Here is a 26491-nt window from a genome sequence, read left to right as displayed (position 1 = left end):
GGGGGATTGTGGCGGCCGGACGGTGATTTCGTGCGGTGTCTGGATCCGGGGGCGGTCAGTGAAGCAGACTGCCTTGTAGTTCGGCACGCAGGTCCGGCGTGAGGACAGCGCCCGCACGATCGACGAGCAGTGCCATCTCGTAGCCGACGAGACCGATGTCGCACTCCGGGTGGGAGAGGACCGCGAGGGACGATCCGTCCGAAACCGACATCAGGAAGAGGAAGCCGCGCTCCATCTCCACGACCGTCTGGGCCACCGCTCCACCTTCGAAGATCCGGGAAGCCCCGGCAGTCAGCGAGGTGAGTCCGGAGGCGACGGCCGCCAGTTGGTCCGCGCGGTCGCGGGGGAAGCCTTCGGACATTGCCAGAAGGAGTCCGTCGGCGGACACGACGACGGTGTGGGACACCCCGGGGGTGTTGTCCACAAAGTTGGTGATCAACCAGTTGAGGTTCTGTGCCGCCTGGCTCATCGGGCTCAACTAACGCTCCTGCTGGTGAGTGGGGCTGGGGAAGCTGCCGGTCTGGCCGTTGGGAGCGGCCTGTCGACCTTGCTGAATGCCCCTACGGAGATTGGTCAGCCGGCCGCGTACGTCATCAGGCGCACGCGAGACCTGCGGACCGCTTTGGTGCTGTTGCTGCTGTGCCGTGCCCGCGACGAGGTTGGCTCGCGGGACGCGGCGCGGCAGGCCTGAGGTGGTGACCCCGCCTGCCGACGGTTTACGGGCGCGCTCTGCCTGCTTGACGAGATCGTCGTTCGGAGAGCTGCGCCACGTGGTAGCGGCCGGTGCGGCGGCCGGTCGCTGCGGAGCCGGGGGAGTCTGCGGCTGTTGGGGGGCAACCTGCGTGAATCCCTGGGAACCGTTGTTCTGGGGGGTGCCGTTGGTGGGAGCGCCGTCCGAGCCGTTCGCCTGACCGTGGAACCAGTTGGTCTCCAGCGTGTCGTACAGCGGGGTACGGCCGTCACCGGGGTTCGAGGCCGGCGGAAGCGCCTCGGGCTCCTGGCGGACGGGCGGCTGGGGGGTGGTCGGCCGCTCGTACTGCCCGGTGGACGACGAGCCCTGACCGTTGCCGTAACCGGGCGTCGCGTACTGCCCGGTGGACGAGGGGTCCTGGGAAGCTCCGTAGCCCGGCTGGGCGAACTGGCCGGTGGACGACGGGTCCTGGGAGGCACCGTAGCCCTGGGTGGCGAACTGTCCCGTGCCGGCCGGGTTCTGGCCGACGGAGGACTGGTTGCCGGAACTGTAGCCGTACTGGCCGTTGCTCTGGCCGTTGTTCTGCGGCGCACTCGCGCCGGGGCGCGGGGCGTCGAAGTCGGGACGGGCGAACTCCGCGGTGGAGGCGGGGCCCTGGCGATCGTCGATCCGCGGCATGCGCGAAGTGGACTCGGGGTCCTCGTGGCCACGCGGGGTGTCGAGAGACGTACGCGGAACCGGCGGCTGCGCGTTGTCGTCGCTCCAGCTCGGCGTGCGGGAACCCGTGTTGCCACCGGGCAGCTCGGCACGCGCGCCACCGCGACCCGGGAGCTGCGGCCGACGACGGCTGCCCTTGCCATTGGCCGGTGCCTGCGCGGGCGCCGGAGCGGCGGCCGCGGGGTTGCTGTCGCCGAAGGCGTTCTGGCCGGCGCCGGATCCGTTGCCGAACGAGTTCTGGCCGCCGGAGGTGTCACCGAAGGCGTTCGGGGAGCCCGATCCGCCGCCGTATCCCTGCTGCGGCATGCCGTTCCCGGCCTGGTAGCCCTGCGGGCTCTGCCCGAAGGCGTTCGCGCCGGCCGGCGCCTGCCTGCCCTGACCGGCACCCTGACCCTGCGGACCACGCGCTCCGCCGGGAGCACCCGGGCGACCGCCCTGGTTGCTCGTGGGGAGTGCGGCCCGCGGACCCTGGCCTGCGCCGACCTGCCCGCGCTGCGGCGGGGCCCCGAGGGGGCCACCGGGAGCGGCGGGGGCACCGGCACCGAGCGAGGGACCGCTCTGCGAGCCGTTCGAGCGACGGGCCGCGGCCACACCGGCCGAAGCCTGCGCCGCTGCAGGGCCGCCGCCGGAGGCACCCTGGCCCGGCTTGTTCGGCATGGGCTTCTTGCCGCCCTGCGCGACGTCCACCGGCAGCATGACCAGCGCGGTCGTACCACCGGAGTCGGACGGACGCAGCTGGATGCGGATGCCGTGACGCTGCGACAGACGACCGACCACGAACAGACCCATGCGGCGGGAGACGGAGACGTCCACCGTGGGCGGAGCGGCGAGCCGCTCGTTGATCGCGGCCAGGTCCTCGGGGGACAGACCGATACCGGTGTCGTGGATCTCGATCAGCACCCGGCCGTCGGGCAGGGCGTGACCGGTGACCTTGACCTTGGTCTGCGGGGAGGAGAACGACGTGGCGTTCTCCAGCAGCTCTGCGAGCAGGTGCACGAGGTCGTTGACGACCCGGCCGGCGACTTCGGTGGTCGGGACCGAGGCGAGTTCGATGCGCTCGTACTGCTCCACCTCGGAGGCGGCGGCGCGGAGCACGTCGACCAGCGGGACCGGACGGGTCCAGCGGCGACCGGGCTCTTCACCGGCGAGAACGAGAAGGTTTTCACCGTTACGGCGCATGCGGGTCGCGAGGTGGTCGAGCTTGAACAGCGAGGAGAGCTGGTCGGGGTCGGCCTCGCGGGACTCCAGCTCGGATATGAGCGAGAGCTGACGCTGGATAAGACCTTGGGAGCGGCGCGAGAGGTTGGTGAACATCGCGTTGACGTTGCCTCGCAGAAGGGCCTGCTCGGCGGCGAGGCGGACGGCCTCGCGGTGCACGTCGTCGAAGGCCGCGGCCACCTGGCCGATCTCGTCCCGGGAGTGCACACCGACCGACTCGACGGAGGTGTCGACGTCCTGCGGGTCCGACTCCGAGAGCTGCTTGACGAGCTCGGGCAGGCGGTTCTGGGCGACCCTGGTCGCGGTGTCCTGGAGGCGGCGCAGCGAGCGGATCATGGAGCGGGCCACGACGAAGGCGCCGACGAGCGAGACACCGAGGACGAGCAGGATCAGGACACCGGAGACGATCGCTTCGCTCTGGGACTGGTTGCGCAGCTCACGGGCCTTCTGCTCCATCTCGCCGAGCAGCGTGGTCTCGATCTTCGACATCTGATCGATCTTGGCGGAGTCGTCGTCGACCCAGTCCTTGTACGAGCGCTTGTTCTGCGTCTTCAGACCGTCCGGGCCGCTCAGTACGCGCTTGGCGTACTGGTCGGCGGACTTGATCGTCGGGTTGTCGCCCTCGATCGGCAGGAGCAGGTCAGCGCTGCCCGAGCCGTAGATGTTCTTGAAGCTCTCGTTCTCGGACTCCTGGCTCTCCTGTGCGGAGAGCGCGTACTGCTGGTCGTTCTTCGAGAGGACACCGAAGGTCTTCGGCTGCTCGGGAAGCGCGGCGGCGATGACGGCGCGCTGGACGGAGGCGTACTCCTTGGCGGCGGAGAAGGACGCCAGCGCACGGGTGCGCTGGATCATCTCCGGGTTGCTGGTCGCCTCGGCCATGTCCTGCGAGAGGGCGAGGAGCTCGGTCACCAGGCGGTGGTACGCGTCCACCGTCTGGGTCGAGTTCTGGGGGTCGCTGTAGGCGTCGCTGCGGATCTGGTTGAGCTTGTACAGCTCACTGACGACACCGACGAGGCTGTCGTGCACACCGGACAACTGACCGTTGGCCGTGGCGTCGTCGACCTGCTGCGTGCCTTGGAGGAAGTGCTTCTTCGCGACGTCGGTGGCGTCACGCACTCCCTTGACGGTGTAGTCGTTGGCCAGGGCACCGTGCGCCAGCGGACCGGCCGACTCGTCGCGCTCCTTCTGGAGGGCGGCGGCGAGCTCGGTGGCCTGCTTGGTCATCTCGGTCAGCAGCCGCATGTTGTCGAGCTGCTGGATGTTGTCCATCGACTCGTTGATGCGGAGCGCACCGAGCGAGGTCGCGGCGACCACGGGGAGCGCGAGCAGCGAGACCAGTCGTGTCGAGATGCGCCAGTTCCGCAGAGCTACGCGCGAGCCGGGGCCCGGTGTGCTCTTCGGTGTGGCGGCCGTCGTGGTGGCGGGAGCCTTGGGCTTCGCGCCGGCGCGAGCGGAGTGTTCGCCGCTGCCGCCGACCTCTGCCGGTCCCGGGTTCTGGGCGTGCTGGGGCGAGGAACCGCGGTCGGTCCCGCCGCGCGGCTCCGGCTCCGCCGAAGCGCTGCCATCCCTCTTGAAACGTCCCTGCACTAGCGTCGCAACCTCTGGACCAGGCGCCCCTCCGCTGGAACGGCGGGACGGTGTCGGCGTTGTTACGGGAGGCACAGATGCGCCTCTCGTATGTGGTCTGAGTGACCGGCGCAGGCTCCCCCTATCCCGCCGCCACTCGGCGCTGCGTAGCGCCCCTGCGCGCCGGATTCGTGATTCCGCGGCGGTCCGAGGAATTCCAGCACAGTGCAGGATCTCCAACAAGGCCCGAGTACCAGGCTGTGACCTCCGTGACAGCATGTGAGGGTCACGTCACGAGGTGTGCAAGGGGATCTCGTACATACCGGGCGTATGCCTACGAGCCGTTGGGCTATATACCGTGTCCCAGTCGCGATGATCAGGAGCGGAATGATTGGTTCAGTGGAGTAATGTCCGTTTGGTCGGCCTGGGTTGAGGGCCGTGATTGACCGGTTTGTCCATCGGTGAGTGAGGAAACTCACACGGCGATCATGGCGTCTTCACGGCATCGCCCGGGAATTGAATGTTTAGCCTGACGCTTTACAGGGATGGCGAATCCGACAACCCGCGCCTATGTGGGGCTCTTTGACCCCGACCGGCGCCCAGGACGACAAGGTCGAGCAAAACGGTGAAGACGACGATGATGTTCCGCAACATAGCCAATCCGCGACGCACGACGCTGGCGCACCTCGAGGACGCCGATGGCCTGCGGACGCCGGAGCGGCCGGAGCACTCGGTCGACCTTCCCCTGCAGACGGCCAACCCCCGCCGTACCGTCCTCATGGACATCCCGGTCGCTGCCTCCGCCGCGGAGTGAGCGGAGCGAGCACGGTGTGACCGAGGGGGCCCGCGCGCGGCGCGTGGCCCCCTCGGGTCGTTCAGCGCCCGGACGGGGGCCGCCGCTCACCGTCCCGGCGGATATACGCGAAGTCCGCAGCCCTTGCCGCGTTAGCCTGGAGCGTCAGACTCCAGCCAGCTCAGTGAGGGGCGCAAGGATCCCGTGCGCATCGCCAGATTCTCCATCGACGGCAACGTCGCTTTCGGCGCGGTCGAGGGCGACAAGCCGGACGAGCTCGTCCTCGACATCATCAAGGGCATCCCGTTCGCGGACTTCGAGCTCTCCGGTACGAAGGTCCCGCTGAGCAAGGTCCGGCTGCTGCCGCCGGTGCTCCCGAACAAGGTCGTGGCCTTCGGCCGCAACTACGCGGAGCACGCCAAGGAGCTCGGCAACGAGGTGCCCGACGCCCCGTTCGCCTTCTTCAAGCCGTCGACCTCGGTGATCGGTCCGGGTGACCCGATCCAGTACCCCTCCTTCTCCAGCGAGCTGCACCACGAGGCCGAGCTCGCGGTCGTCATCGGCCGTATGTGCCGCGAGGTCCCGCGCGAGCGGGTCAAGGACGTCATCCTCGGCTACACCTGCGCCAACGACGTCACCGCCCGCGACGTCCAGAAGCGCGAGAAGCAGTGGGCCCGCGCCAAGGGCTTCGACAGCTCCTGCCCGCTCGGCCCCTGGGTGGAGACGGACCTGGACCCCACCGACCTCACCATCCAGTGCACGGTCAACGGGCAGCAGCGGCAGCTCGGCCGCACCAGCGAGATGATCCACTCCATCGAGGATCTGATCGTCAACATCACCGAGGCCATGACGCTGCTCCCCGGCGACGTGATCCTCACCGGCACCCCGGCAGGGGTCGGCCCCCTGAACGTCGGCGACGAGGTCGCCGTCACCATCGAAGGCATCGGCTCTCTCACCAACAAGGTGATCAAGCGTGGCTAACGCGAACGTCCGCGTACGTTTCTGTCCCTCTCCCACCGGCAACCCCCACGTGGGCCTGGTCCGCACCGCCCTCTTCAACTGGGCGTTCGCCCGGCACAACGAAGGCACCCTGGTCTTCCGCATCGAGGACACCGACGCGGCCCGCGACTCCGAGGAGTCGTACGACCAGCTGCTCGACTCGATGCGCTGGCTGGGCTTCGACTGGGACGAGGGCCCCGAGATCGGCGGCCCGCACGCGCCGTACCGCCAGTCGCAGCGCATGGACATCTACCAGGATGTCGCCCGCAAGCTGCAGGACGCGGGCCACGCGTACCACTGCTACTGCTCGACCGAGGAGCTGGACAGCCGCCGCGACGCGGCGCGGGCCGCCGGCAAGCCCTCCGGCTACGACGGCCACTGCCGCGACCTCTCCGCCGAGCAGAAGGCCGCGTACGAGGCCGAGGGCCGCGAGCCCATCGTCCGCTTCCGGATGCCCGACGAGGCGATCACGTTCGAGGACCTGGTCCGCGGCGAGATCACGTACCTCCCGGAGAACGTTCCGGACTACGGCATCGTCCGCGCGAACGGCGCGCCGCTGTACACGCTGGTCAACCCCGTCGACGACGCCCTGATGGAGATCACCCACGTCCTGCGCGGCGAGGACCTGCTCTCCTCCACCCCGCGGCAGATCGCCCTCTACAAGGCGCTGACCGAGCTGGGCATCGCCAAGGAGACCCCGGCCTTCGGCCATCTCCCGTACGTGATGGGCGAGGGCAACAAGAAGCTCTCCAAGCGCGACCCGGAGTCCTCGCTCAACCTCTACAGGGAGCGCGGTTTCCTCCCCGAGGGCCTGCTGAACTACCTCTCCCTGCTCGGCTGGTCGCTCTCGGCGGACCGAGACATCTTCTCCATCGACGAGATGGTCGCCGCGTTCGAGGTCACGGACGTGAACCCGAACCCGGCCCGCTTCGACCTGAAGAAGTGCGAGGCGATCAACGCCGACCACATCCGCCTGCTCGACGTGAAGGACTTCACCGAGCGCTGTGCCCCTTGGCTGCACGCCCCCTTCGCGCCCTGGGCGCCGGAGGACTTCGACGAGGCGAAGTGGCAGGCGATCGCCCCGCACGCCCAGTCGCGCATGAAGGTCCTCTCCGAGATCACGGACAACGTCGACTTCCTGTTCCTGCCGGAGCCGGCCGTCGACGAGGCCTCCTGGACGAAGGCCATGAAGGAGGGCAGCGACGCCCTGCTCCGCACGGCCCGCGAGAAGCTCGACGCGGCCGACTGGTCCTCCCCGGAGTCCCTCAAGGAGGCCGTCCTGGCTGCCGGTGAGGAGCACGGCCTCAAGCTCGGCAAGGCGCAGGCCCCGGTCCGTGTCGCCGTCACCGGCCGCACGGTCGGCCTGCCGCTCTTCGAGTCGCTGGAGATCCTGGGCAAGGAGAAGACGCTGGCCCGCGTCGACGCCGCACTGGAGCGGCTCACCGCGTAGCCGGCAGCCGTACGACGTATCCACAGGGGGCGGTGTCCACTTCGGACACCGCCCCCTCGGCGTGCACCCATTGGTCGCCCGGAGTTCACTCTTCCTGTCAACTCCCGCTCCCGATGGGGCAGTTGTATGGCTGAGCGGTACGGTGGCCACGGGTGTGTCGGCGGCGGGCGTGGCCTGCGCGGGCCCGGCGAGCACGGCACTCGACAGGGCCACGGCCCCACCGAGGACCACCGCGGCGATTCTTCGTGAACGGATCATGGTCCCCTCCCCCTGAAACACAGCGCACCGGACACGGCGCACTGGCGCTTCGTGAGCACACGAGACCCTCCCGGTGACCGGGCTTCCCAGCGGCGCCCAGCTCACCGGCACCTTCGTCACCGGCGGCTCGGTCCGCCGCCTCGCCGTCGTCTACACCGTGGACGGCGGCACCGCCGCGGGACTCGTGGACCTCGCGGACGGCAGCTTCCGCACCTATCTCACCGCCGTCGGCAGCTCCCCGAAGATAGTGTTCAACGACCGCTGGGTCGTCAACGGCAACAAGGCGATCCGGGTGGACTCCGCCCCCGGTACCGCCCCGGACACCATCACGGCCCCCTATCTCGGCGAGGCCCAGGCCGTGGTTGGCGATCAACTCCTGACCGCCAACGCGATGTTCCTGCCCGGCGGCGCCACCCCCGAACTCACGGCCGTCTCGCTCACGGACGACACGGCCCGCACCTGCTCGCCCACTCCAAGGGCGCCTACCTGCCCACCCCGGACGGCGGCGCCCTCGCCACGGCGGGCCCGTCGAGTGTCGACTGGCACGTCTACCGGGTCACCCCCGCCGAGGACGGCACGGCCACCGCCGCGAAGGTGTTCGACGTACCCGCCTGGCAGACCGTCCCCGACGGCATCGCGCTCGCCGGGGGCGAGCTGCTGATGTACGGCAACACGACGCGCGTCGGCGGCGTCCACGGCTTCTACGCCGTCCCGCTGGACACCGCCGGCCGGCCCACCGGCCTGCAGTCCCGTCGTGGCCCGGCGCTCGCGCCCACGACCTGCCTGGGCGGCGACGCCGACTGCCCGCAGCTCGAAGCCCTCGGCGACGGCCGGGTGGCCTCCCTGTGGACCGACGCGCAGGGCGGGGAGCACGTCCTGGTCGTCGGACCCGACGCCACGACGCTGGTCAGCGTGCCGACCGCCGACGCCGCCGGCCGTATCGGCACCGGCACCGGCCGCTATGTCCTCTACAACGGCGGTACCCCCGGCAGCCGGCGGGTCACCGACTTCCCGCGCGGCGCCACCGCCGGCGAGACCGCGCTCGACCGTCCCCGCACCGCCGCCGCGGTCTGGGGCCAGCGACTGTGGACCCCCGGCAGTACGCAGGGCACCGTCGTGGCGTACGACCTGAAGGCCAAGAAGAACGTCGCCACCGTCGACACCGGCGCCCCCTGCACACCCAGCGAGATCCAGGCCGTCGACACCTGGCTGTACTGGAGCTGCGGTTCCGCCGGCCCCGCGGGCGTCTACGACCGTGCGGCGGGCCGCGCCATCACGGTCCCGGTCGGCCGGGCCCGCCTCGCCGACGGCTATCTGGTCCGCGAGAACCGCACCACGCACGAGCTGCTGCTCACCGACTTCCACACCGGTACGGCCACCACCCGGACCGTGGCCGTGCTGCCCGCCGGGGACCAGAACACCGGCGGCAGCACCGGCCGCTGGGCGGTCGACCGGTTCGGCGGGAACGTCGCGTATCTCACGGACCGGAGTCAGGTGGCGATCGTCACGGCGGGCGTGCCGGCCTCGCCGCTCGCGCAGATGGAGGAGGCCCAGACCGACCCGCAGCCCGGTGGGCCCAGCACCTTGTCCCCGTGGCGGCCCGTGTGGCAGCTGAACAAGCCCGCCGACTGGACCCTGACGCTGAGCAGCGCCTCCGGAACGGTCGTCCGCACGCTGACCGGAGCCACCGACGCCGCGGCGGTCCGCGCCTCCTGGGACGGCAGGACCGATGCCGGCGCCACCGTGCCCCGAGGCACCTACACCTGGACGGTCACCGCGAACCCGCGCGACGGCCAGGGCCCCGCGCTCACGCTGACCGGCACGACCACGACCCCCTGAGGGACAGCGGCCCGCATCCGGGGCTACGGTCGGTGCATGAGCATCGACGCCGTGGTCTGGGACATCGACGACACGCTCTTCGACTACACGGCCGCGGACCGGGCCGGGATGCGGGGCCACCTCGCGGCCGAGGGCCTGCTCGACGGCAGCGCGACCGTCGAGCAGGCCCTCACGCGCTGGCGGGAGGTCACCGACGAGCAGTGGGCGAGGTTCTCGGCGGGCGAGACGGACTGGCCGGGCCAGCGCCGGGAGCGCGTCAGGGTGTTCCTGGGGGAGCGGCTGAGCGACACCGAGGCCGACGCGTGGTTCGACCGGTACATCACGCACTACGAATGCGCCTGGAGCCTCTTCCCGGACGTCCTGCCCGCCCTGGACACCCTCGGCGCCAGCCACCGGCACGCGGTCCTGTCCAACTCCAGCCTCCTCGTGCAGGACCGCAAGCTGCGCGTCCTCGGCGTGCACGACCGCTTCGAGGCGATCCTGTGCGCCGCCGAACTCGGCGTCTCCAAACCCGCCGCGGCCGCCTTCCACGCGGCCTGCGACGCCCTGGGCCTGCCGCCGCACCGGGTCGCCTATGTCGGGGACCACCCGGAGATCGACGGACAGGGCGCCGCCGACGCGGGTCTGCTCTCGGTCTGGATCGACCGTGACGGCGCTCACCCGGTCGGCGCCGTCGGGCGGACGGGTCCGCATCGCATCGGCTCGCTGGCCGAGTTGCCGGCGCTCCTCGGCGCGGATACCCGTTTTGGAGCGCGGTCCACCTTCGGGTAATGTTCTTTCTGCGCCGCCGGGAGCGGGCCGAAAGGCCGGAGCCCGGAGGAGCTGACTAAAACAAGATCCCCGTACGGGGTTGCGTTTTAATGGCCTATGGTGTAATTGGCAACACTACGGTTTCTGGTACCGTCATTCTAGGTTCGAGTCCTGGTAGGCCAGCTCGCAGAGCTCATCTGCACACGCGGAGATCCAGATCCGCAACGCCCCCGTTGTGTAGCGGCCTAGCACGCTGCCCTCTCACGGCAGTAGCGCCGGTTCGAATCCGGTCGGGGGTACAGATCCTTCCCAGGGAGGCAGTTCGGGTCGCACCCGCTGCCCCTCATGCAGGATCGCTAGGGCCCCCGTTGTGTAGCGGCCTAGCACGCTGCCCTCTCACGGCAGTAGCGCCGGTTCGAATCCGGTCGGGGGTACGGTCTAAACCACCATGGGCTATGGTGTAATTGGCAACACTACGGTTTCTGGTACCGTCATTCTAGGTTCGAGTCCTGGTAGCCCAGCTCCTGATCTGCGGAAACGCAAGATCGAGGCCCCCGTTGTGTAGCGGCCTAGCACGCCGCCCTCTCAAGGCGGTAGCGCCGGTTCGAATCCGGTCGGGGGTACACGAAACGAAAGGGTCTCCACTTCGGTGGGGGCCCTTTCGGCGTTCCCGACGCATTCTCGTTCGCCGGGCCGGTGATCGACTTCTTGTGCGCCGGCCGTGATCAACTCGGCGTACATCGCCATGAGTTCGATCACGCCGGAAAAGAGAGCGCGGGGTGCGCCGGGCCTCGGGGGCCGGCACACCCCGCGTACGGGACGATGCGCTTCGTGGAGGGCCTGCCGCGGCGTTGAGGCCGGCCCGTCCCGTCGCGCGCGGGGAGTGGAGCGAGGGTCAGCCCGTGCGGCGCAGGGCCTCGGAGAGACGGCCGGCGGCGTCGATGACCGCCTGGGCGTGCATACGGCCCGGGTGACGGGTCAGGCGCTCGATCGGTCCGGAGACCGAGACGGCGGCCACGACACGGTTCGAGGGACCGCGGACCGGCGCGGAGACGGACGCCACGCCCGGCTCGCGCTCACCGATCGACTGGGCCCAGCCCCGGCGCCGTACTCCCGACAGGGCGGTGGCGGTGAAGCGGGCGCCCTGCAGACCGCGGTGCAGCCGCTCGGGCTCTTCCCAGGCCATCAGGATCTGGGCGGAGGAGCCGGCCTTCATGGTGAGGGTGGAGCCGACCGGGACGGTGTCCCGCAGACCGGACAGCCGCTCGGCCGCGGCGACGCAGATGCGCATGTCGCCCTGGCGGCGGTAGAGCTGCGCGCTCTCGCCCGTGATGTCCCTCAGGTGTGTGAGCACCGGGCCCGCCGTCGCGAGGAGACGATCCTCACCCGCGGCCGCGGCCAGTTCGGCGAGCCGGGGTCCGAGAATGAAACGGCCCTGCATGTCGCGCGCCACCATGCGGTGGTGTTCAAGTGCCACGGCGAGGCGATGTGCCGTGGGTCGTGCCAGTCCGGTCGCCGCGACCAGGCCCGCGAGGGTGGCCGGACCGGACTCCAGAGCGCTCAGGACAAGGGCTGCCTTGTCCAGAACGCCGACGCCGCTACTGTTGTCCATGAAACGATACTCGCGTCTCACTCTGTGAAACGCAAGTTCAATTTCCGGTGGAAAGCGCCACCCTTGTAGACACAGCGGCCCGCGAACCAACGGGTCCGGCGGACGACGTCCGGAACAAGGGGTACGGACGTTCACCGCCCCGGGAAATCTCTAGTTGGGCCGGCGCCACACAAGCCGGCCGGAGGGAAAGCGATGGGTAGGACACTCGCGGAGAAGGTCTGGGACGACCATGTCGTCCGGCGCGCCGATGGCGAACCCGACCTCCTCTTCATCGATCTGCACCTGCTGCACGAGGTGACCAGCCCGCAGGCCTTCGACGGCCTGCGTCAGGCGGGGCGCCCGGTGCGCCGCCTCGACCTCACCATCGCCACCGAGGACCACAACACCCCGACTCTCGACATCGACAAGCCCATCGCGGACCCGGTCTCCCGGGTCCAGCTGGAGACGCTGCGCAAGAACGCCGCCGAGTTCGGCGTACGGCTGCACTCGCTGGGCGACGTCGAGCAGGGCGTGGTGCACGTGGTGGGACCGCAGCTGGGTCTGACCCAGCCGGGCACCACGGTGGTCTGCGGTGACTCCCACACCTCCACGCACGGTGCCTTCGGCGCCCTGGCGTTCGGCATCGGCACCTCGCAGGTCGAGCATGTGCTGGCCACCCAGACGCTGCCGCTGGCCCGCCCGAAGACCATGGCCATCACGATCGACGGCGAACTGCCCGACGGCGTCACCGCGAAGGACCTGATCCTGGCGATCATCGCCAAGATCGGTACCGGCGGCGGCCAGGGCTACATCCTGGAATACCGCGGCTCCGCCATCGAGAAGCTCTCGATGGAGGCCCGGATGACCATCTGCAACATGTCGATCGAGGCCGGCGCCCGCGCGGGCATGATCGCCCCCGACGAGACGACCTTCGCGTACCTCAAGGGCCGTGCGCACGCCCCCGAGGGCGAGGACTGGGACGCCGCGGTCGAATACTGGAAGACCCTGAAGTCCGACGACGACGCCGAATTCGACGCGGAGGTCGTCATCGACGCCGCCTCCCTGTCGCCGTTCGTCACCTGGGGCACCAACCCCGGCCAGGGAGCGCCGCTTTCGGCGAACGTCCCCGACCCGGCTTCGTACGAAGACGCTTCGGAGCGCCACGCCGCCGAAAAGGCCCTGGAATACATGGGGTTGACCGCCGGACAGCCGCTGCGTGACATCAAGGTCGACACCGTCTTCGTAGGTTCGTGCACCAACGGCCGTATCGAGGACCTGCGTGCGGCCGCCGCGATCGTCGAGGGCCGCAAAGTCGCCGACGGTGTACGGATGCTCGTCGTCCCCGGCTCCGCGCGGGTCGGTCTGCAGGCCGTTTCCGAGGGCCTGGACGTGGTCTTCAAGGAGGCCGGCGCCGAATGGCGGCACGCGGGCTGCTCGATGTGTCTGGGCATGAACCCCGACCAGCTGGCGCCCGGTGAGCGCTCCGCGTCCACCTCCAACCGCAACTTCGAGGGCAGGCAGGGCAAGGGCGGCCGTACGCACCTGGTCTCGCCGCAGGTCGCCGCCGCCTCGGCGGTCGCCGGCCACCTGGCCTCCCCGGCCGACCTGTCCGACGCCCCTGTGCCCGCTGGAGTCTGAGAGTCATGGAAGCATTCACCACGCACACCGGCCGGGCCGTCCCGCTGCGCCGCAGCAACGTCGACACGGACCAGATCATCCCCGCCCACTGGCTCAAGAAGGTGACCAGGGACGGTTTCGAGGACGGTCTCTTCGAGGCCTGGCGCAAGGACGCGTCCTTCATCCTCAACCAGCCCGAGCGCAAGGGCGCCACGGTTCTGGTGGCGGGTCCCGACTTCGGTACGGGCTCCTCCCGCGAGCACGCCGTCTGGGCTCTCCAGAACTACGGCTTCAAGGCCGTCATCTCGTCCCGGTTCGCCGACATCTTCCGCGGCAACTCGCTCAAGAACGGCCTGCTCACGGTGGTTCTGGAGCAGAAGATCGTGGACGCGCTCCAGGAGCTGTCGGAGAACGACCCGCAGGCCGAGATCACGGTCGACCTGCAGGCCCGTGAGGTGCGCGCCGAGGGCATCACCGCCGCCTTCGAGCTCGACGAGAACGCCCGCTGGCGGCTGCTGAACGGACTGGACGACATCTCCATCACCCTCCAGAACGAGGGCGACATCGCGGAGTACGAGGCCAAGCGGCCGTCGCACAAGCCGAAGACGCTGCAGGTCTGACGGCCAGGGCCGGATCGCGGCCCGGTCAAGACTGATTTCAGCCACCGCAACATCCCGCTGTACCCCCAATCGTGGACGGTTGGGGGTACAGCTGTTTCTGCTCCCGAACGGCTCCCGCGTGCCCCCGAGAAGCATGCCAACTCCCCTAGTTACAAGGGGCGTTGCCTGGGTACGCGCAAGGAGGGGCGACTTCCGGCCAGGGTGGTCAGGAGGCTTCCGGGGGGCGGCAGTTACCCCCTGCGCAGGCGACAACTCGCCCCAGATGGCACAATCTGTGCATGGAACGTGACGGCCAACTCGAGCTCTACATGGCAGTCGCGGCCCAACTCAAGGAAGCGCACACAAGAGTGCGCGCACTGCAAGTCCCGGAGGGCGTACGGATGGCGCTGACCCGGAAGCTGCTGGTCATTACGGCCGCGGCCAAGCACGATCTCGCCGATGCGACAAGGCGACTGGAGCGGTTCACCACCGACCTCGACGAGGGTCGATTCCTCGAAGGGGAACGCTGAGGAACTCCGCTGCGGCCCGAGTTCGTTGCGGCACAAGGGTGATTAGCCCGTTTCGTGTTTGATTTGCGGTATATATCTGCCTAACGTGCGAAAAAGCTTGAACGCATTCGTTCGGGCAATGTCTCCGAAGGGGAAGACGTGAACAAGGCGCAGCTCGTAGAAGCGATTGCCGACAAGGTCGGCGGGCGTCAGCAGGCCGCCGACGCGGTCGACGCGGTACTGGACGCCATCGTCCGTGCGGTTGTCGGCGGAGACCGGGTCTCGGTCACCGGCTTCGGTTCCTTCGAGAAGGTTGACCGTCCGGCTCGTTACGCCCGCAACCCGCAGACGGGTGAGCGTGTTCGGGTCAAGAAGACCTCCGTGCCGCGCTTCCGTGCCGGCCAGGGCTTCAAGGACCTGGTGAGCGGCTCGAAGAAGCTCCCGAAGAACGATGTCGCGGTCAAGAAGGCCCCGAAGGGCAGCCTCTCCGGCGGAGCTTCCGCGACGGTGAAGAAGGCCGCGGCCAAGAAGGCCACCACCGCCAAGAAGGCGGCGGTCAGGAAGACCGCGGCGAAGAAGACGGTCGCGAAGAAGACCACGGCCGCCGTGAAGAAGACCGCGGCGAAGAAGACGACGGCGAAGACGGCCGCCGCCAAGAAGACCGCGGCCAAGACGACCACCGCCAAGACGACCGCGGCCAAGAAGGCTCCGGCGAAGAAGGCCACGGCCAAGAAGGCCCCCGCCAAGAAGTCGACGGCTCGCAAGACCACCGCCAAGAAGGCCACCGCCCGCTAGAAGCCGGGCGCACGGGCACCTCACGCGCCGGGCCGGGCTCCCACCGGGAGCCCGGCCCGCGGCATGTTCAGAACGTCTGCAGCGTGATCAGGGTGATCCGGCGCTCCGCACCCTCGCCCTCGGTCTCGATCCGCACGCGCTGACCCGGCCGCAGCAACCGCAGCCCGCCGGCGTCGAACGCCGGCCCGTCGAAGGGCACCGGAGTGCCGTCGTCGAGCAGCACCTGTCCGCTGCGGGTCTCGGGGTCGTACGTGTACGAGGTCGCCTGCATGGGGGCAGCCTACTGACCGCACCGCGCGGAGCGCCGCGCGAGGCCCGCCGGTATCGCCCGGCCGCGCGGACCCCGGCTCGGCCCGTACGGACCCGGTTCGGCCCGTACGGACCCCGGTTCGGCCCGTACCGGAGACTCTCCCGTCGGCGACGAACCGGGCGGCCGGTGGACCGGCGGGGGAGCGGCGCTGGACCGGCGGGGGAGCGGCCCGCCGCGGGCGAACCGGCCTACCGCCGCCTACTGCCCGGGAATCAGCAACCGTGCCGCCGCGGCGGCCGTGCGAGGGCCCACGCCGAGCGTCAGCGCCGCCCGCAGATCGTCCCGGGTGTCCACGTCCTGGCGTACCGAATCCACCGCGTCGAGACGGAGTTCCGCGGCTCCCGAGGCGCGATGGCGGGCCCGGGAATCGCCGCCGAAAGCGGGGACCAATTCCAGGCCCGGGGAAGCGGCCAGGAGAGTGGTGCCGATTGCGGCAGCATCGGCCAGAAAAGCGCGGGGGAATTCACCGGCGGCGGCCAGTACCCGGGCCAATTCCAAAGGGCGCAGAGCGGGCAGGTCGGCGTTCAGGGCCGCAACGGCGCTTTGGGGATCCCGGGACCGTACGACCCTTGCTCCGTGCGTCAGCGCCGCGTTGAGGCCCCCTCCCGGTTCGTCCGCGACGATGCGCGCGCCCAGCGCGGACAGCTCCCGCCCGGCCAGCACGTCGCCCGTGACGACCGCCACATCCCGGACCGCGGCGCAGGCCAGCGCCGCCGCCACGGTGTCCTGCGCGAACGCGAGGGCGAGGCCGGGGCGCAGTACGTCGGAGGCGGTGTCCGCCAGCCTGCTCTTGGCCCGCGCCAAGGATTTGAGGGGTACGACCAAGGTCCACCGCACGAGCGCTCCGCCCTCTCCAGTCACGCCCTATTGTGACCCGGTCACCCTGGCGGTCCGGGCGCCGGGGCGTACGGTGTTCTCGACAGACAGGCGGCCTGGAGCGACACTTGTGCGGCCCCCCAGGCTCTAGAGGAAGGTGTCCGCGTGCCCCGCCGCAGAATCGGCTTCTGGTACCGCTTCGCAGCGGTTCTCTGCAAACCGCCGCTGGTGGTTCTGATCAAGCGGGACTGGCGAGGAATGGAGAACATTCCGGCCGAGGGCGGATTTATCACCGCGGTGAACCACAATTCCCACGTGGACCCCTTCGCGTATGCGCACTACCAGTACAACACCGGGCGTGTTCCGCGCTTCCTGGCGAAGGCAGGCCTTTTCAAGAAGGGATTCGTCGGCGCCGCGATGCGTGGCACCGGACAGATTCCCGTCTACCGCGAGAGCACCGACGCGCTGAGCGCCTTCCGGGCCGCGATCGACGCGGTGGAACGCGGTGAGTGCGTGGCGTTCTATCCCGAGGGCACGCTCACCCGTGACCCCGACGGCTGGCCGATGACTGGCAAGACCGGTGCGGCCAGGGTCGCCCTGCAGACCAAGTGCCCGGTGATTCCGGTCGCCCAGTGGGGCGCCAACGAACTGCTGCCCCCGTATGCCAAGAAGCCCAACGTCCTTCCGCGCAAGACCCACCACGTGCTCGCGGGCCCGCCGGTGGACCTCTCGCGCTTCTACGACAGGGAGATGAACCCGGACCTCCTGAAGGAGGCCACGGAGGTCATCATGGCCGCCGTCACCGCGCAGCTGGAGCTGATCCGCGGCGAGAAGGCGCCCGAGAACGTGTACGACCCGCGCGAGGTGCGCATCGCGCAGCGCCGCAGGGCCACGGCCAAGTCGAAAGCACAGCAGGAAGAAGGGCAGGGCACGTGAGCAAGCCGGTCAGGGCGGCCGTCTTCGGGACCGGATCGTGGGGTACGGCCTTCGGCATGGTGCTGGCCGACGCGGGGTGCGACGTCACCCTGTGGGCGCGCCGCCCCGAACTCGCCGACGCGGTCAACTCCACGCGGATGAACCCGGACTACCTCCCGGGCATCGAACTGCCCGAGAACCTGCGGGCCACCGCCGACCCGGCCGAGGCCGCGCGCGACGCCGACTTCACCGTGCTCGCCGTGCCCTCCCAGACCCTGCGCGGGAACCTCGCGGAATGGGTGCCGCTGCTCGCCCCGGACACCGTGCTCGTCTCGCTCATGAAGGGCGTCGAACTCGGCACCGTGAAGCGGATGAGCGAGGTCATCGAGGAGGTCGCCAAGGTCTCCGCGGACCGCGTCGCCGTCGTCACCGGACCCAACCTCGCCAAGGAGATCGCCCAGCGGATGCCCGCGGCCGCGGTCGTCGCCTGCCGCGACGAGGCGGTGGCCCGGCGCATCCAGACCGCCAGCCACACGCCGTACTTCCGCCCGTACACGAACACCGACGTGGTGGGCTGCGAACTCGGCGGCGCCGTCAAGAACGTGATCGGTCTCGCCGTCGGCATCGCCGACGGCATGGGCCTGGGCGACAACGCCAAGGGCTCGCTCATCACCCGCGGCCTCGCCGAGACCACCCGGCTCGGACTCGTCATGGGCGCGGACCCGATGACGTTCTCCGGCCTCGCGGGCCTCGGCGACCTCGCCGCGACCTGCTCCTCGCCGCTCTCCCGCAACCACACCTTCGGCATCAACCTCGGCAGGGGCATGACCCTCCAGGAGACCATCGCGGTCACCCGGCAGACCGCCGAGGGCGTCAAGTCCTGTGAGTCCGTGCTGGATCTGGCCCGCAGGCACGGCGTCGACATGCCGATCACGGAGACCGTCGTCAGCATCGTCCACGAGGGCAAGCCCCCGGTGGTCGCCCTCAAGGAGCTGATGTCGCGCAGCGCGAAGTCCGAACGCCGCTGAACCGGCTTCGCCGAACGGCCAGGTGGGCGACGCTCCGCAACGGTGGGCACGACGCTGAGCAACGGCCGCCGTGGGGCGCTGACTCACCGCCGTACCACCGGGTACTCTCAACGCGATATGAGCACCGAGAACCTCTCCCAGAACCCTGAGCAGCCGCCTCGCAAGCCGCGCGTGGCCGTCGTCTTCGGCGGCCGCAGCTCCGAACACGGGATCTCCGTGGTCACGGCCGGCGCCGTCCTCAGCGCCATCGACCGTACGAAGTACGACGTACTGCCGATCGGCATCACCCAGGACGGCCGTTGGGCGCTCACCGCGGACGAGCCGGAACGCATGGCGATCATCGACCGCAAGCAGCCCAGCGTCGAGCAGCTCGCCGAGTCCAGCGAGGGCGGCGTGGTGCTCCCCGTCGACCCGGCCAACCGCGAGGTCGTCTACAACGAACCCGGTTCGGTCCCCAAGGCGCTCGGCGAGGTCGACGTCGTCTTCCCGATGCTGCACGGCCCGTACGGCGAGGACGGCACCCTCCAGGGCCTCCTGGAACTGTCCGGGGTCCCCTACGTCGGCTCGGGCGTGCTCGCCTCGGCCGTCGGCCAGGACAAGGACTACATGAAGCGGGTGTTCACCTCGTTCGGCCTGAAGGTGGGCCCGTACGTGGTGATCCGGCCGCGCGAGTGGCAGCAGGACGAGTCCGCCGCCCGCAAGAAGATCGTCGACTTCGCGGGTGAGCACGGCTGGCCGCTCTTCGTGAAGCCCGCGCGCGCGGGCTCGTCGTTCGGCATCACGAAGGTCGACGACCTCTCGGGCCTCGACGAGGCCATCGAGGAGGCCCAGCGGCACGACCCGAAGATCATCGTGGAGGCGCTGCTGCGCGGCCGCGAGATCGAGTGCGGGGTCCTGGAGTTCGAGGACGGACCGCGCGCCTCGGTCCCCGCGGAGATCCCGCCCGTGCAGTCGCACGCCTTCTACGACTTCGAGGCCAAGTACATCGACGCGGCCGACGGGATCGTGCCCGCGCCGCTCACCGAGGAGCAGACCGCCGAGGTCCGCCGCCTGGCCGTCGAGGCCTTCGAAGCGGCGTCCTGCGAGGGCCTGGTCCGCGCGGACTTCTTCCTCACCGAGGACGGCGAGTTCGTGATCAACGAGATCAACACGATGCCGGGCTTCACGCCGATCTCCATGTACCCGCGGATGTGGCGCGAGACGGGCATCGGCTACTCGGAGCTCGTCGACCGCCTGATCCAGGCGGCACTGCGGCGGTCCACCGGGCTGCGCTGAGCATCCCGCGGGACCACGGTGTCAGTCGGCGATCCCCTTGGGGATCGCCTTCTTGACGGAGGCGGCCAGGTCCACGAGCACACCGGAGACATCGGCACCTCCGGGCACCGTGACCTGGACGTACGCCAGACGCGACGCGGTGGTGAGGCGGGTCGTCCCGTCGTCCTGCTTCTCCATCAGCCAGTCGACGCCGTTCACACCGCCGCCGACCGCCTTCGGGTCGTCGCCCGTCGCGACCTTCGGATCGACCATCTTCGGAGGCCGCTCGACACCGCAGCGCAGTATGATCGCCGGGCTTCCCCAGCCCGCGGTCAACGCGGACCGGGGCTCCGGGTCCTCGCGGCTCCGGCCGTCCACTGTCCGCGGCAGCACCTTGTCCAGGTTCTGGCACAGCTCGGTGACCTTCGTGTCCGCGCTCGGAACCGCGACGGACGCGCTGTCGTCTGCTGAGGAGCAGCCCGCGATCGCGATCAGCGTTGCGAGAGCGGGCGGCCCGAGCAGAGCGGTGTGCCGGTGACGGAAGAAGTTCACCGGCCAAGGGTAGACGGGGGCTACAGGTGCACGACCGGGCAGGTCAGGGTGCGGGTGATGCCGTCCACTTGCTGGACCTTGGCGACCACCATGCGACCCAGTTCGTCGACGGTGTCGGCCTGGGCGCGCACGATCACGTCGTACGGTCCTGTCACGTCCTCGGCCGTGATCACCCCCGGGATCTTGCTGATCGTCTCGGCGACGGTCGACGCTTTGCCGACCTCCGTCTGGATCAGGATGTACGCCTGTACCACGGAACCTCCAGGGCGGCCACGAGGATCATGTGGGGAAAAGGAACGCCACGGTATCGCGTTGCCGCTCGCCGCGGGGAGACCCGCGGTGACTGGGGCTCGCGCGCCGGGGTGGAGGGACTGCGCAAGTTGACGGTCAACTCGACCGTACCGAGTACGGAGACGGCTCGCGACCGGGCACGAGCAGCGACAGAGGGAGCACGACGATCATGAAGGGCACCGTGGGCGAGTTGGGGGAGTTCGGGCTCATCCGAGAGCTCACCTCGCGTCTCACCACCACCCCGGCGGTCCGGGTCGGCCCCGGCGACGACGCCGCGGTGGTGGCAGCGCCGGACCGCAGGGTCGTGGCGAGCACCGACATCCTCCTCGAAGGACGGCACTTCCGCCGCGACTGGTCCACCGCGTACGACGTCGGCCGCAAGGCGGCCGCGCAGAACCTCGCGGACATCGCCGCGATGGGCGCCGTACCGACCGCGCTGCTGCTCGGCCTGGTCGTGCCCGCCGAGCTCCCGGCCACCTGGCCCTCCGAGCTGATGGACGGGCTGCGCGACGAGTGCCAGGTCGCGGGCGCGGCCGTGGTCGGCGGGGATGTCGTACGGGGTGAGACCATCACCATCGCGATCACCGCGCTCGGCGATCTGCGCAACCACGAGCCGGTCACCCGGGCCGGCGCGCAGCCCGGTGACGTCGTCGCCGTGACCGGCTGGCTGGGCTGGTCCGCGGCGGGGTTCGCGGTGCTGTCGCGGGGCTTCCGCTCGCCGCGCGCCTTCGTCGAGGCCCACCGCCGGCCCGAACCGCCGTACCACGCGGGTCCGGCGGCCGCCGGACTCGGCGCGACCTCGATGACGGACGTCAGCGACGGCCTGATCGCCGACCTCGGACACATCGCCGAGGCGAGCAAGGTGCGCATCGACGTCCGCTCCGGGGACATCGACATCCCCTCCCAGATGAACGACATCGGTCAGGCCGTCGGCGTCGACCCCATCCAGTGGGTGCTCACCGGCGGCGAGGACCACGCGATCGTCGCGACCTTCCCGCCGGACGTGAAGCTGCCCGCGCGCTGGAAGGTGATCGGCGAGGTCCTCAACCCGTCGGCCCTGCCCCAGGTCACCGTGGACGGCGCCCCCTGGACGAGCAAGGGCGGCTGGGACCACTTCGGGGACATCGAGTCCTGAGGCCGCGGCGCCGGGGCGCGCCTCCGGCGCCCAACATGCTGTCCAGGGGGCGGACTTCGGGGTCCGGAAGGCGAGACGGGGCCACCCGTCGGCCCGGTGGGCGGATCGCGGCGGAAATCCGCCGGGCCGGGGCCGAGTTGTCCGCGTCCGGTGGCTCGCGCGTGGGGAGCGGGGCCCGCGCCCGTGGGGGCCCGGTCCGCGAAGGGTCGGCCCGTCGCTCACGGGCGCGGACGGTCCCGCAGCTCGATGCCGGTCGCGACCTTCTCGGTGAGTTTCTTGACGAAGCCCGCCGGGACCGCGTCCGCCCCGCGTGGAGGAGCACGGTGGCCGCGCTCGTGAGGGACGAATCAGGGCAGCAAAAAACCCGCCCACCGTGAGGTGGACGGGCTCAGTGCAGACGTACCAGCAGTGGCCGCGCGCTAGCGGTTGTCAGCGCGTGACCTTGCCGGCCTTGATGCACGAGGTGCAAGCGTTCACGCGCTTCGGCGTCCCGCTCACCACGGTACGGACGCGCTGGATGTTGGGGTTCCAACGGCGCGGCGTACGGCGGTGCGAAAACGAGATGTTATTGCCGAAGCCCGGCCCCTTGCCGCAGACATCGCAGTTGGCAGCCACGGGTCACTCCAAAGACTTCAGATGCACTTACGGTTGATCCCGGCATGCCGAGAATCAAGATCTAGGATCTGAGTGGCGGTGCCAGGGGGATGGCCCGATCGGATCGGGCAACTGGAGCAGCATACAACGACTGCGTCCGGAGAACGAAACTACCATGACCGGCCGGTTGCCACTCCGCCCTCCTCAGGGCCCTCTACCGGCAGTAACCCTTTCTGGGTCTACGCTGCGTCCCACGTCCAGCAGCTCAAGGAGGCGCAGGTGCCGCAGGTGCCGCAGACATTCGATGCTCTCGCGGTGCGCACCTGGTGCGGCCTCGCGCTGGAGGCCCTGGGCCGCGCGCGCGAGGAGATCGACGCGATCAATGTCTACCCGGTTGCGGACGGCGACACCGGGACGAACCTGTATCTGACTTTGGAGTCGGCGGCGGCCGCGGTCGAGGCGGTGTTCGCGGGGTACGAGGCGATGGCCGCCCCGGCGCCGCATGAGGCCGCCGAAGGGAACGGGACCGCCGAAGGGAACGGGCCCCCCGAAGGATCAGGGACCGTCGAAGGTTCCGGGACCGCCGGAGGGGGCGGTGTCTCCCTCGCCGACGCCGTGCGAGCGATGGCGCACGGGGCGCTGATCGGGGCCCGCGGCAACTCCGGAACCATCCTCGCGCAGCTGCTGCGGGGCATGGCCCAGGTGCTCGCCGCCGACGGTGAGACCGCTCACACCGACGGCCAGGGCATGGGCCTCGCCCTGCGGAACGCCGCCGATTCCGCACGCAAGGCCGTCGCGCACCCGGTCGAGGGCACGGTCCTCACTGTCGCCTCGGCCGCCGCCGACGCGGTTTCCGGCGCCGAAGGGGACTGCGGAACGGTCGCCCTCGCGGCCTACGAGGGAGCGAGCGCCGCGCTCGCCGCGACCACCGGGCAGCTCGCCGTCCTGGAGCGCGCCGGTGTGGTCGACGCGGGCGGGCGGGGACTGGTGGCGGTGCTCGCGGCCCTGGTGCAGACGTTCACCGGGGAGGCGCCGAGGACGCCCGCGGGGTCCGCCGGCCTCCACGGGCCGGGGGAGGAGACCGTTCCCGATGCCACGGGCGGGGCCGGTACGGCCGACATCCCGGCGTCCGGAACCGCCGACAGCCGGGACGCTCATCCCGGAGCCACCGGAGCCACCGGAGGGGGCGCGAGTGGACGTCCAGGCCCGGTCAGGCACGGGGCCGACGGACCGGATGTGCGGGACGGCGACCCGGCCGACGCGGTGGACGCCTGCGTGGACGGGGCCGCGGAGGACGGCCATCCCGCCTTCGAGGTGATCTACCTCCTCGAAGCCGAGGACGCTGCCGTGGACCGACTGCGGGACCGGCTCGACGGCCTCGGCGACTCCCTCGTCGTGGTCGGCGGCGACGGCCTGTGGAACGTCCATGTGCATGTGGACGACGCGGGCGCGGCCGTCGAGGCGGGCGTCGAGGCGGGGCGGCCGTACCGTATCCGAATCACCCACTTCGGGCTCGGAGACGTGCACACCGGAGCCGGGGCCGGGCGTCCGCCCCGGGAGCGGGCGCAGCGAGCCGTCGTGGCCGTCGTGCCCGGCGAGGGCCTGGCCGGGCTCTACACGGAGGCCGGGGCGACCACCGTGCTGGCGCGGCCGGGGGAGCCGCCCGCCAGCGGGGAGCTCGTGGAGGCCGTACGAAGGGCCCACGCGCGCGAGGTGGTGCTGCTGCCCAACGACGCCGACCTGCGGCACACCGCGGCGGCGGCCGCCGAACAGGCCCGCGCGGAGGGCGTCCGGGTCGCGCTGATCCCGACCCGTTCCGCCGTACAGGGCATCGCGGCGCTGGCCGTGCACGAACCGGAGCGCCGCTTCGACGAGGACGTGGTCGCGATGACCTCAGCGGCCGGCGCCACCCGCTACGCCGAGGTCACCGTCGCCGAGCGGCAGTCCTGGACCATGGCCGGCATCTGCCAGGCCGGGGACGTCCTCGGCCTCATCGACGGCGACGTCGCCGTCATCGGCGCCGACCTCACCACCACGGCGGAGACCGTCCTCGACCGGATGCTCTCGGCGGGCGGTGAGATGGTCACCCTCGTCCTGGGCGACGAGGCACCCGAGACCATCGCCGCCCACCTGGAGTCCCGGGTACGGGAGTCGTACCTGGCGGTGGACACCGTGGTGTACCGGGGCGGGCGCCAGGGCGCGCTGCTGCTGATCGGGGTCGAGTAGCGACCGCGGCCCGCGGCCCGTGGTGGCCTTCAGACGCTCGCGGGAACCGTGTCCCGCCGGGGATGCTCCCCGGGTACGACCGCCCGGTGGGCGCGTTCGACGGACTGCCCCCAGTAGGTTCCGGCGACCATGAGCACGGCACCGAGGGCGGTGAGGGCCGTGAGGTGTTCGCCGCCCAGGCCGATGCCGACCGCGACGGCCCAGACCGGCTCGGTGCCCAGCAGCAGACTGGCCCGGCTGGCGGAACTGCGCTGCACCGCCCAGGTCTGGGCGAGGAAGGCGAACACGCTGCAGAACAGCGCGAGATAGAGAAGCTGCGTCCAGCCCGCGGCATCCACCCTGCCCAGCGTCGGCAGGGTGCCGGCGACGGGCACCGCGAACAGGGCGGAGCCGACGACCGTCTGGACGGCCGTGACATGCAGCGGCCGTACGGAGCGACGGGCCGTGAGCCGCCCCACGAGCGCCACGTGGGCGGCGCGAACCAGCGCGGCGGCGAGGATCAGCAGGTCACCGCTCCGGGGTGAATGGAAACCGCTGCCGGACACCAGGAGCCCGACGGCCAGCAGACACAGACCGGTGGCGGCGAAGTAGCGAAGCGGCAGCCCCGCCGCGCCGGACGTGCGGTCCAGCAGCGGGGTGAGGACGACGGTGAGGCTGATGATCAGGCCCGCGTTGGCCGCGCTGGTGTGCGCGACCCCGTACGTCTCCAGGACCAGGACCGCTGCCTGAGTGACCCCCAGCGCCGCCCCGACGCGGAGCTCGTCGCGCGTGCAGCGCCCTGTCCGGCGCCGGGCGGCGACGAGGGCGACGCAGGCGACGGCCGAGATCCCGTACCGGGCGAACAGGACGAGCAGGACGGGGAGCGCCGAAGTGGCTGTCTTGGCGGCCAGATAGCTGGAACCCCAGACGGCGGCGACAAGGAGAAGCACCGCGTCGGTGCTGCGGACTCTGGACACGCCCCACACGTTCCCCCACACCGACTCTGAAGCCCAGGGCGAAGTTCTTCAGCGTCTTTTAAGCATCACTACAATGAGCGGGTGAACGAACGGCAGCTGCGGATCTTGCGCGAACTCGGTGAGCTGGGGAGTGTCACCGCCGTGGCGGAGGCGCTGCTGATGACCCCCTCGGCGATCTCGCAGCACCTGCGCCTGCTGCAGCGCTCGATTCCCGTCCCGCTCACCGAACGCGACGGACGCCGGCTGGTGCTGACCGACGCGGGGCGGGCGCTGGCCGGCGCGGCGATCGAGGTGGAGAGCGCCCTCGCCCGGGCGCGGCACTCCGTGGACGAGTTCGTCGACGAGCCGGCCGGAGACGTGTCGGTGGCCGGCTTCCACAGCGCGGGCGCCACGTTCTTCCCGATCCTGCTGCGCGGCCGGGACCCGCGGGCCCCGCGGCTCTCGCTCGCCGACGAGGACGTGGCGCAGGACCACTTTCCCCGGCTGACCCGGGACTACGACCTCGTACTCGCTCATCACCTCGCGCACGCGCCGCCCTGGCCGCGCACCGTCACCGCCACCACGCTGCTGCGTGAACCGCTCGACGTCGCCATGCCGGCCGACCACCCGCTGGCCCGCGAGGAGCGTCTGACCCCGCGTGATGTCGCCGATCAGCCCTGGATCACCGTGCACGACGGATTCCCGCTGATGGCGACCATCGACGCCATCGCGACCGCCGCGAACCGGCGGCTCGACATCGTCCACCGCATCAACGAATTCGCGGTCGTCGCGGAGACCGTCGCCGCGGGAGGCGGGCTCGCCCTGATGCCCCGCTGGACCACGCGCCGGCATCCCGCCCTGGTCCTCAGACCGCTCAGCGGGGTCCACGCCGTACGGCGCATCGACGTGCTCCACCGTCCCGAACGCGTGGCACGCAGGGCCGTACGGACGGTGCTCGACGAACTGCGCCGTGCGGCCGAGGCGATCCGGGGCGGCGACGACGCGGATTCCGACGCTGCCGGTCCACCGTGAGACGGGCGGCG

Annotated in this window: 25 protein-coding genes and 5 tRNA genes; 21 read left to right on the top strand and 9 right to left on the bottom strand. The window is 70.5% G+C overall.

The annotated features are described in order from the left end of the window. Nucleotides 1-55 precede the first annotated feature (55 nt). The gene (locus ACZ4N5_RS26510) at nucleotides 56-469 is read right to left on the bottom strand and encodes a roadblock/LC7 domain-containing protein (protein ID WP_266765867.1); all 414 of its coding nucleotides are present in this window, start codon (nucleotides 467-469) and stop codon (nucleotides 56-58) included. A gap of 9 nt (nucleotides 470-478) precedes the next feature. Next, nucleotides 479-4213: a sensor histidine kinase gene (locus tag ACZ4N5_RS26505; RefSeq protein WP_467759539.1), complete on the bottom strand. Its 3735-nt coding sequence runs from the start codon at nucleotides 4211-4213 to the stop codon at nucleotides 479-481. Between the two features lie 604 nt (nucleotides 4214-4817). Between ACZ4N5_RS26505 and ACZ4N5_RS26500 the strand changes: the two genes are divergently transcribed. The 11 genes from ACZ4N5_RS26500 (at nucleotide 4818) to ACZ4N5_RS26450 (ending at nucleotide 10904) form a co-directional block, all read left to right on the top strand. After that, nucleotides 4818-5006 carry a hypothetical protein gene (locus ACZ4N5_RS26500; RefSeq protein ID WP_467759538.1) on the top strand — a complete coding sequence of 63 codons (189 nt, stop codon included), beginning with the start codon at nucleotides 4818-4820 and terminating at the stop codon, nucleotides 5004-5006. Nucleotides 5007-5189: 183 nt separating this feature from the next. Beyond that, entirely contained in the window at nucleotides 5190-5966 is a 777-nt protein-coding gene (locus ACZ4N5_RS26495; RefSeq protein ID WP_467759537.1) for a fumarylacetoacetate hydrolase family protein, read from the top strand. Beyond that, nucleotides 5959-7434 carry a glutamate--tRNA ligase gene (gltX, locus tag ACZ4N5_RS26490; RefSeq protein ID WP_467759536.1) on the top strand — a complete coding sequence of 492 codons (1476 nt, stop codon included), beginning with the start codon at nucleotides 5959-5961 and terminating at the stop codon, nucleotides 7432-7434. Before ACZ4N5_RS26495 ends, gltX begins: the two co-directional genes overlap by 8 nt. 331 nt (nucleotides 7435-7765) lie before the next feature. Beyond that, nucleotides 7766-8353 (top strand): hypothetical protein, encoded by a 588-nt coding sequence (locus ACZ4N5_RS26485; RefSeq protein WP_467759535.1) that lies wholly within the window; start codon nucleotides 7766-7768, stop codon nucleotides 8351-8353. Further along, the gene (locus tag ACZ4N5_RS26480) at nucleotides 8287-9531 is read left to right on the top strand and encodes a FlgD immunoglobulin-like domain containing protein (protein WP_467759534.1); all 1245 of its coding nucleotides are present in this window, start codon (nucleotides 8287-8289) and stop codon (nucleotides 9529-9531) included. Before ACZ4N5_RS26485 ends, ACZ4N5_RS26480 begins: the two co-directional genes overlap by 67 nt. Nucleotides 9532-9567: 36 nt before the next feature. Next, on the top strand, nucleotides 9568-10302 hold the full coding sequence (locus tag ACZ4N5_RS26475) for an HAD family hydrolase (protein ID WP_467759533.1): 735 nt from the start codon (nucleotides 9568-9570) through the stop codon (nucleotides 10300-10302). A gap of 90 nt (nucleotides 10303-10392) precedes the next feature. Continuing rightward, a tRNA-Gln gene (locus tag ACZ4N5_RS26470) sits at nucleotides 10393-10464 on the top strand. 43 nt (nucleotides 10465-10507) lie between these two features. Next, a tRNA-Glu gene (locus tag ACZ4N5_RS26465) sits at nucleotides 10508-10580 on the top strand. Between the two features lie 62 nt (nucleotides 10581-10642). After that, nucleotides 10643-10715: transfer RNA gene (locus tag ACZ4N5_RS26460), tRNA-Glu, on the top strand. Nucleotides 10716-10730: 15 nt separating this feature from the next. Then, nucleotides 10731-10802 (top strand) — tRNA-Gln (locus tag ACZ4N5_RS26455). 29 nt (nucleotides 10803-10831) lie between these two features. Continuing rightward, a tRNA-Glu gene (locus ACZ4N5_RS26450) sits at nucleotides 10832-10904 on the top strand. A gap of 272 nt (nucleotides 10905-11176) precedes the next feature. Here ACZ4N5_RS26450 and ndgR read toward each other — a convergent pair. After that, nucleotides 11177-11893, bottom strand: coding sequence for an IclR family transcriptional regulator NdgR (ndgR, locus tag ACZ4N5_RS26445; RefSeq protein WP_028806673.1), 717 nt, complete (start codon nucleotides 11891-11893; stop codon nucleotides 11177-11179). 192 nt (nucleotides 11894-12085) lie between these two features. Between ndgR and leuC the strand changes: the two genes are divergently transcribed. From leuC to ACZ4N5_RS26425, 4 genes are all read left to right on the top strand, one after another. Continuing rightward, nucleotides 12086-13510 (top strand): 3-isopropylmalate dehydratase large subunit, encoded by a 1425-nt coding sequence (gene leuC, locus ACZ4N5_RS26440; RefSeq protein ID WP_467759532.1) that lies wholly within the window; start codon nucleotides 12086-12088, stop codon nucleotides 13508-13510. Between the two features lie 5 nt (nucleotides 13511-13515). Next, nucleotides 13516-14109 (top strand): 3-isopropylmalate dehydratase small subunit, encoded by a 594-nt coding sequence (gene leuD, locus ACZ4N5_RS26435; RefSeq protein ID WP_467759531.1) that lies wholly within the window; start codon nucleotides 13516-13518, stop codon nucleotides 14107-14109. 278 nt (nucleotides 14110-14387) lie between these two features. Continuing rightward, nucleotides 14388-14618, top strand: coding sequence for an SCO5555 family protein (locus tag ACZ4N5_RS26430; RefSeq protein ID WP_355842458.1), 231 nt, complete (start codon nucleotides 14388-14390; stop codon nucleotides 14616-14618). Between the two features lie 138 nt (nucleotides 14619-14756). After that, nucleotides 14757-15392, top strand: a complete 636-nt coding sequence (locus tag ACZ4N5_RS26425; RefSeq protein ID WP_467759530.1) for an HU family DNA-binding protein — start codon at nucleotides 14757-14759, stop codon at nucleotides 15390-15392. A gap of 67 nt (nucleotides 15393-15459) precedes the next feature. Here the strand turns inward: ACZ4N5_RS26425 and ACZ4N5_RS26420 are convergent, their stop codons facing one another. Beyond that, entirely contained in the window at nucleotides 15460-15663 is a 204-nt protein-coding gene (locus ACZ4N5_RS26420) for a hypothetical protein (RefSeq protein ID WP_261708243.1), read from the bottom strand. Nucleotides 15664-15900: 237 nt separating this feature from the next. Beyond that, nucleotides 15901-16539 carry a 2-phospho-L-lactate guanylyltransferase gene (gene cofC / locus ACZ4N5_RS26415; RefSeq protein WP_467759529.1) on the bottom strand — a complete coding sequence of 213 codons (639 nt, stop codon included), beginning with the start codon at nucleotides 16537-16539 and terminating at the stop codon, nucleotides 15901-15903. A gap of 144 nt (nucleotides 16540-16683) precedes the next feature. Between cofC and ACZ4N5_RS26410 the strand changes: the two genes are divergently transcribed. The 3 genes from ACZ4N5_RS26410 (at nucleotide 16684) to ACZ4N5_RS26400 (ending at nucleotide 19736) form a co-directional block, all read left to right on the top strand. Beyond that, nucleotides 16684-17454 (top strand): lysophospholipid acyltransferase family protein, encoded by a 771-nt coding sequence (locus tag ACZ4N5_RS26410; protein WP_467759528.1) that lies wholly within the window; start codon nucleotides 16684-16686, stop codon nucleotides 17452-17454. Next, the gene (locus ACZ4N5_RS26405; protein WP_401337274.1) at nucleotides 17451-18461 is read left to right on the top strand and encodes an NAD(P)H-dependent glycerol-3-phosphate dehydrogenase; all 1011 of its coding nucleotides are present in this window, start codon (nucleotides 17451-17453) and stop codon (nucleotides 18459-18461) included. The genes ACZ4N5_RS26410 and ACZ4N5_RS26405 overlap by 4 nt, the downstream gene beginning before the upstream one ends. A 117-nt stretch (nucleotides 18462-18578) precedes the next feature. Continuing rightward, nucleotides 18579-19736, top strand: a complete 1158-nt coding sequence (locus ACZ4N5_RS26400; RefSeq protein ID WP_467759527.1) for a D-alanine--D-alanine ligase family protein — start codon at nucleotides 18579-18581, stop codon at nucleotides 19734-19736. A 21-nt stretch (nucleotides 19737-19757) separates the two neighbouring features. Here ACZ4N5_RS26400 and ACZ4N5_RS26395 read toward each other — a convergent pair whose 3' ends face one another. Beyond that, nucleotides 19758-20267 carry a DUF3515 domain-containing protein gene (locus ACZ4N5_RS26395; protein WP_467759526.1) on the bottom strand — a complete coding sequence of 170 codons (510 nt, stop codon included), beginning with the start codon at nucleotides 20265-20267 and terminating at the stop codon, nucleotides 19758-19760. A 20-nt stretch (nucleotides 20268-20287) separates the two neighbouring features. After that, a complete protein-coding gene (locus tag ACZ4N5_RS26390) occupies nucleotides 20288-20521 on the bottom strand; it encodes an Lrp/AsnC family transcriptional regulator (protein ID WP_355766626.1) in 234 nt (77 codons plus the stop codon). 206 nt (nucleotides 20522-20727) lie between these two features. On the opposite strand from ACZ4N5_RS26390, the gene ACZ4N5_RS26385 reads away from it, so the two are divergent. Further along, nucleotides 20728-21693, top strand: coding sequence for a thiamine-phosphate kinase (locus tag ACZ4N5_RS26385; protein WP_266763152.1), 966 nt, complete (start codon nucleotides 20728-20730; stop codon nucleotides 21691-21693). A gap of 429 nt (nucleotides 21694-22122) precedes the next feature. Here ACZ4N5_RS26385 and rpmB read toward each other — a convergent pair whose 3' ends face one another. Continuing rightward, nucleotides 22123-22308, bottom strand: coding sequence for a 50S ribosomal protein L28 (gene rpmB / locus ACZ4N5_RS26380; protein WP_467759525.1), 186 nt, complete (start codon nucleotides 22306-22308; stop codon nucleotides 22123-22125). A 258-nt stretch (nucleotides 22309-22566) separates the two neighbouring features. Here rpmB and ACZ4N5_RS26375 point away from each other — a divergent pair, with 258 nt between their 5' ends. Beyond that, nucleotides 22567-24513 (top strand): DAK2 domain-containing protein, encoded by a 1947-nt coding sequence (locus ACZ4N5_RS26375; RefSeq protein ID WP_467759524.1) that lies wholly within the window; start codon nucleotides 22567-22569, stop codon nucleotides 24511-24513. 29 nt (nucleotides 24514-24542) lie between these two features. On the opposite strand, the gene ACZ4N5_RS26370 is transcribed toward ACZ4N5_RS26375, so the two are convergent. Further along, nucleotides 24543-25469, bottom strand: coding sequence for a DMT family transporter (locus tag ACZ4N5_RS26370; RefSeq protein WP_467759523.1), 927 nt, complete (start codon nucleotides 25467-25469; stop codon nucleotides 24543-24545). An 81-nt stretch (nucleotides 25470-25550) separates the two neighbouring features. Between ACZ4N5_RS26370 and ACZ4N5_RS26365 the strand changes: the two genes are divergently transcribed. Then, nucleotides 25551-26480: a LysR family transcriptional regulator gene (locus ACZ4N5_RS26365; RefSeq protein ID WP_467759522.1), complete on the top strand. Its 930-nt coding sequence runs from the start codon at nucleotides 25551-25553 to the stop codon at nucleotides 26478-26480. The last annotated feature ends 11 nt before the right edge of the window (nucleotides 26481-26491 follow it).

The organism is Streptomyces sp. NPDC026500, from assembly GCF_055567635.1.
Note: the sequence above shows the minus strand (reverse complement) of the source record. Positions and strands in the feature narration are given on the sequence as shown.

What these genes read in the sequence shown, in the direction of transcription:
- ACZ4N5_RS26510 (WP_266765867.1), bottom strand. Translation starts at nt 469, where the DNA reads ATGAGCCAGGCGGCACAGAACCTCAACTGGTTGATCACCAACTTTGTG.
- ACZ4N5_RS26475 (WP_467759533.1), top strand. Translation starts at nt 9,568, where the DNA reads ATGAGCATCGACGCCGTGGTCTGGGACATCGACGACACGCTCTTCGAC.
- ndgR (WP_028806673.1), bottom strand. Translation starts at nt 11,893, where the DNA reads ATGGACAACAGTAGCGGCGTCGGCGTTCTGGACAAGGCAGCCCTTGTC.
- leuC (WP_467759532.1), top strand. Translation starts at nt 12,086, where the DNA reads ATGGGTAGGACACTCGCGGAGAAGGTCTGGGACGACCATGTCGTCCGG.
- leuD (WP_467759531.1), top strand. Translation starts at nt 13,516, where the DNA reads ATGGAAGCATTCACCACGCACACCGGCCGGGCCGTCCCGCTGCGCCGC.
- ACZ4N5_RS26430 (WP_355842458.1), top strand. Translation starts at nt 14,388, where the DNA reads ATGGAACGTGACGGCCAACTCGAGCTCTACATGGCAGTCGCGGCCCAA.
- ACZ4N5_RS26420 (WP_261708243.1), bottom strand. Translation starts at nt 15,663, where the DNA reads ATGCAGGCGACCTCGTACACGTACGACCCCGAGACCCGCAGCGGACAG.
- ACZ4N5_RS26400 (WP_467759527.1), top strand. Translation starts at nt 18,579, where the DNA reads ATGAGCACCGAGAACCTCTCCCAGAACCCTGAGCAGCCGCCTCGCAAG.
- ACZ4N5_RS26385 (WP_266763152.1), top strand. Translation starts at nt 20,728, where the DNA reads ATGAAGGGCACCGTGGGCGAGTTGGGGGAGTTCGGGCTCATCCGAGAG.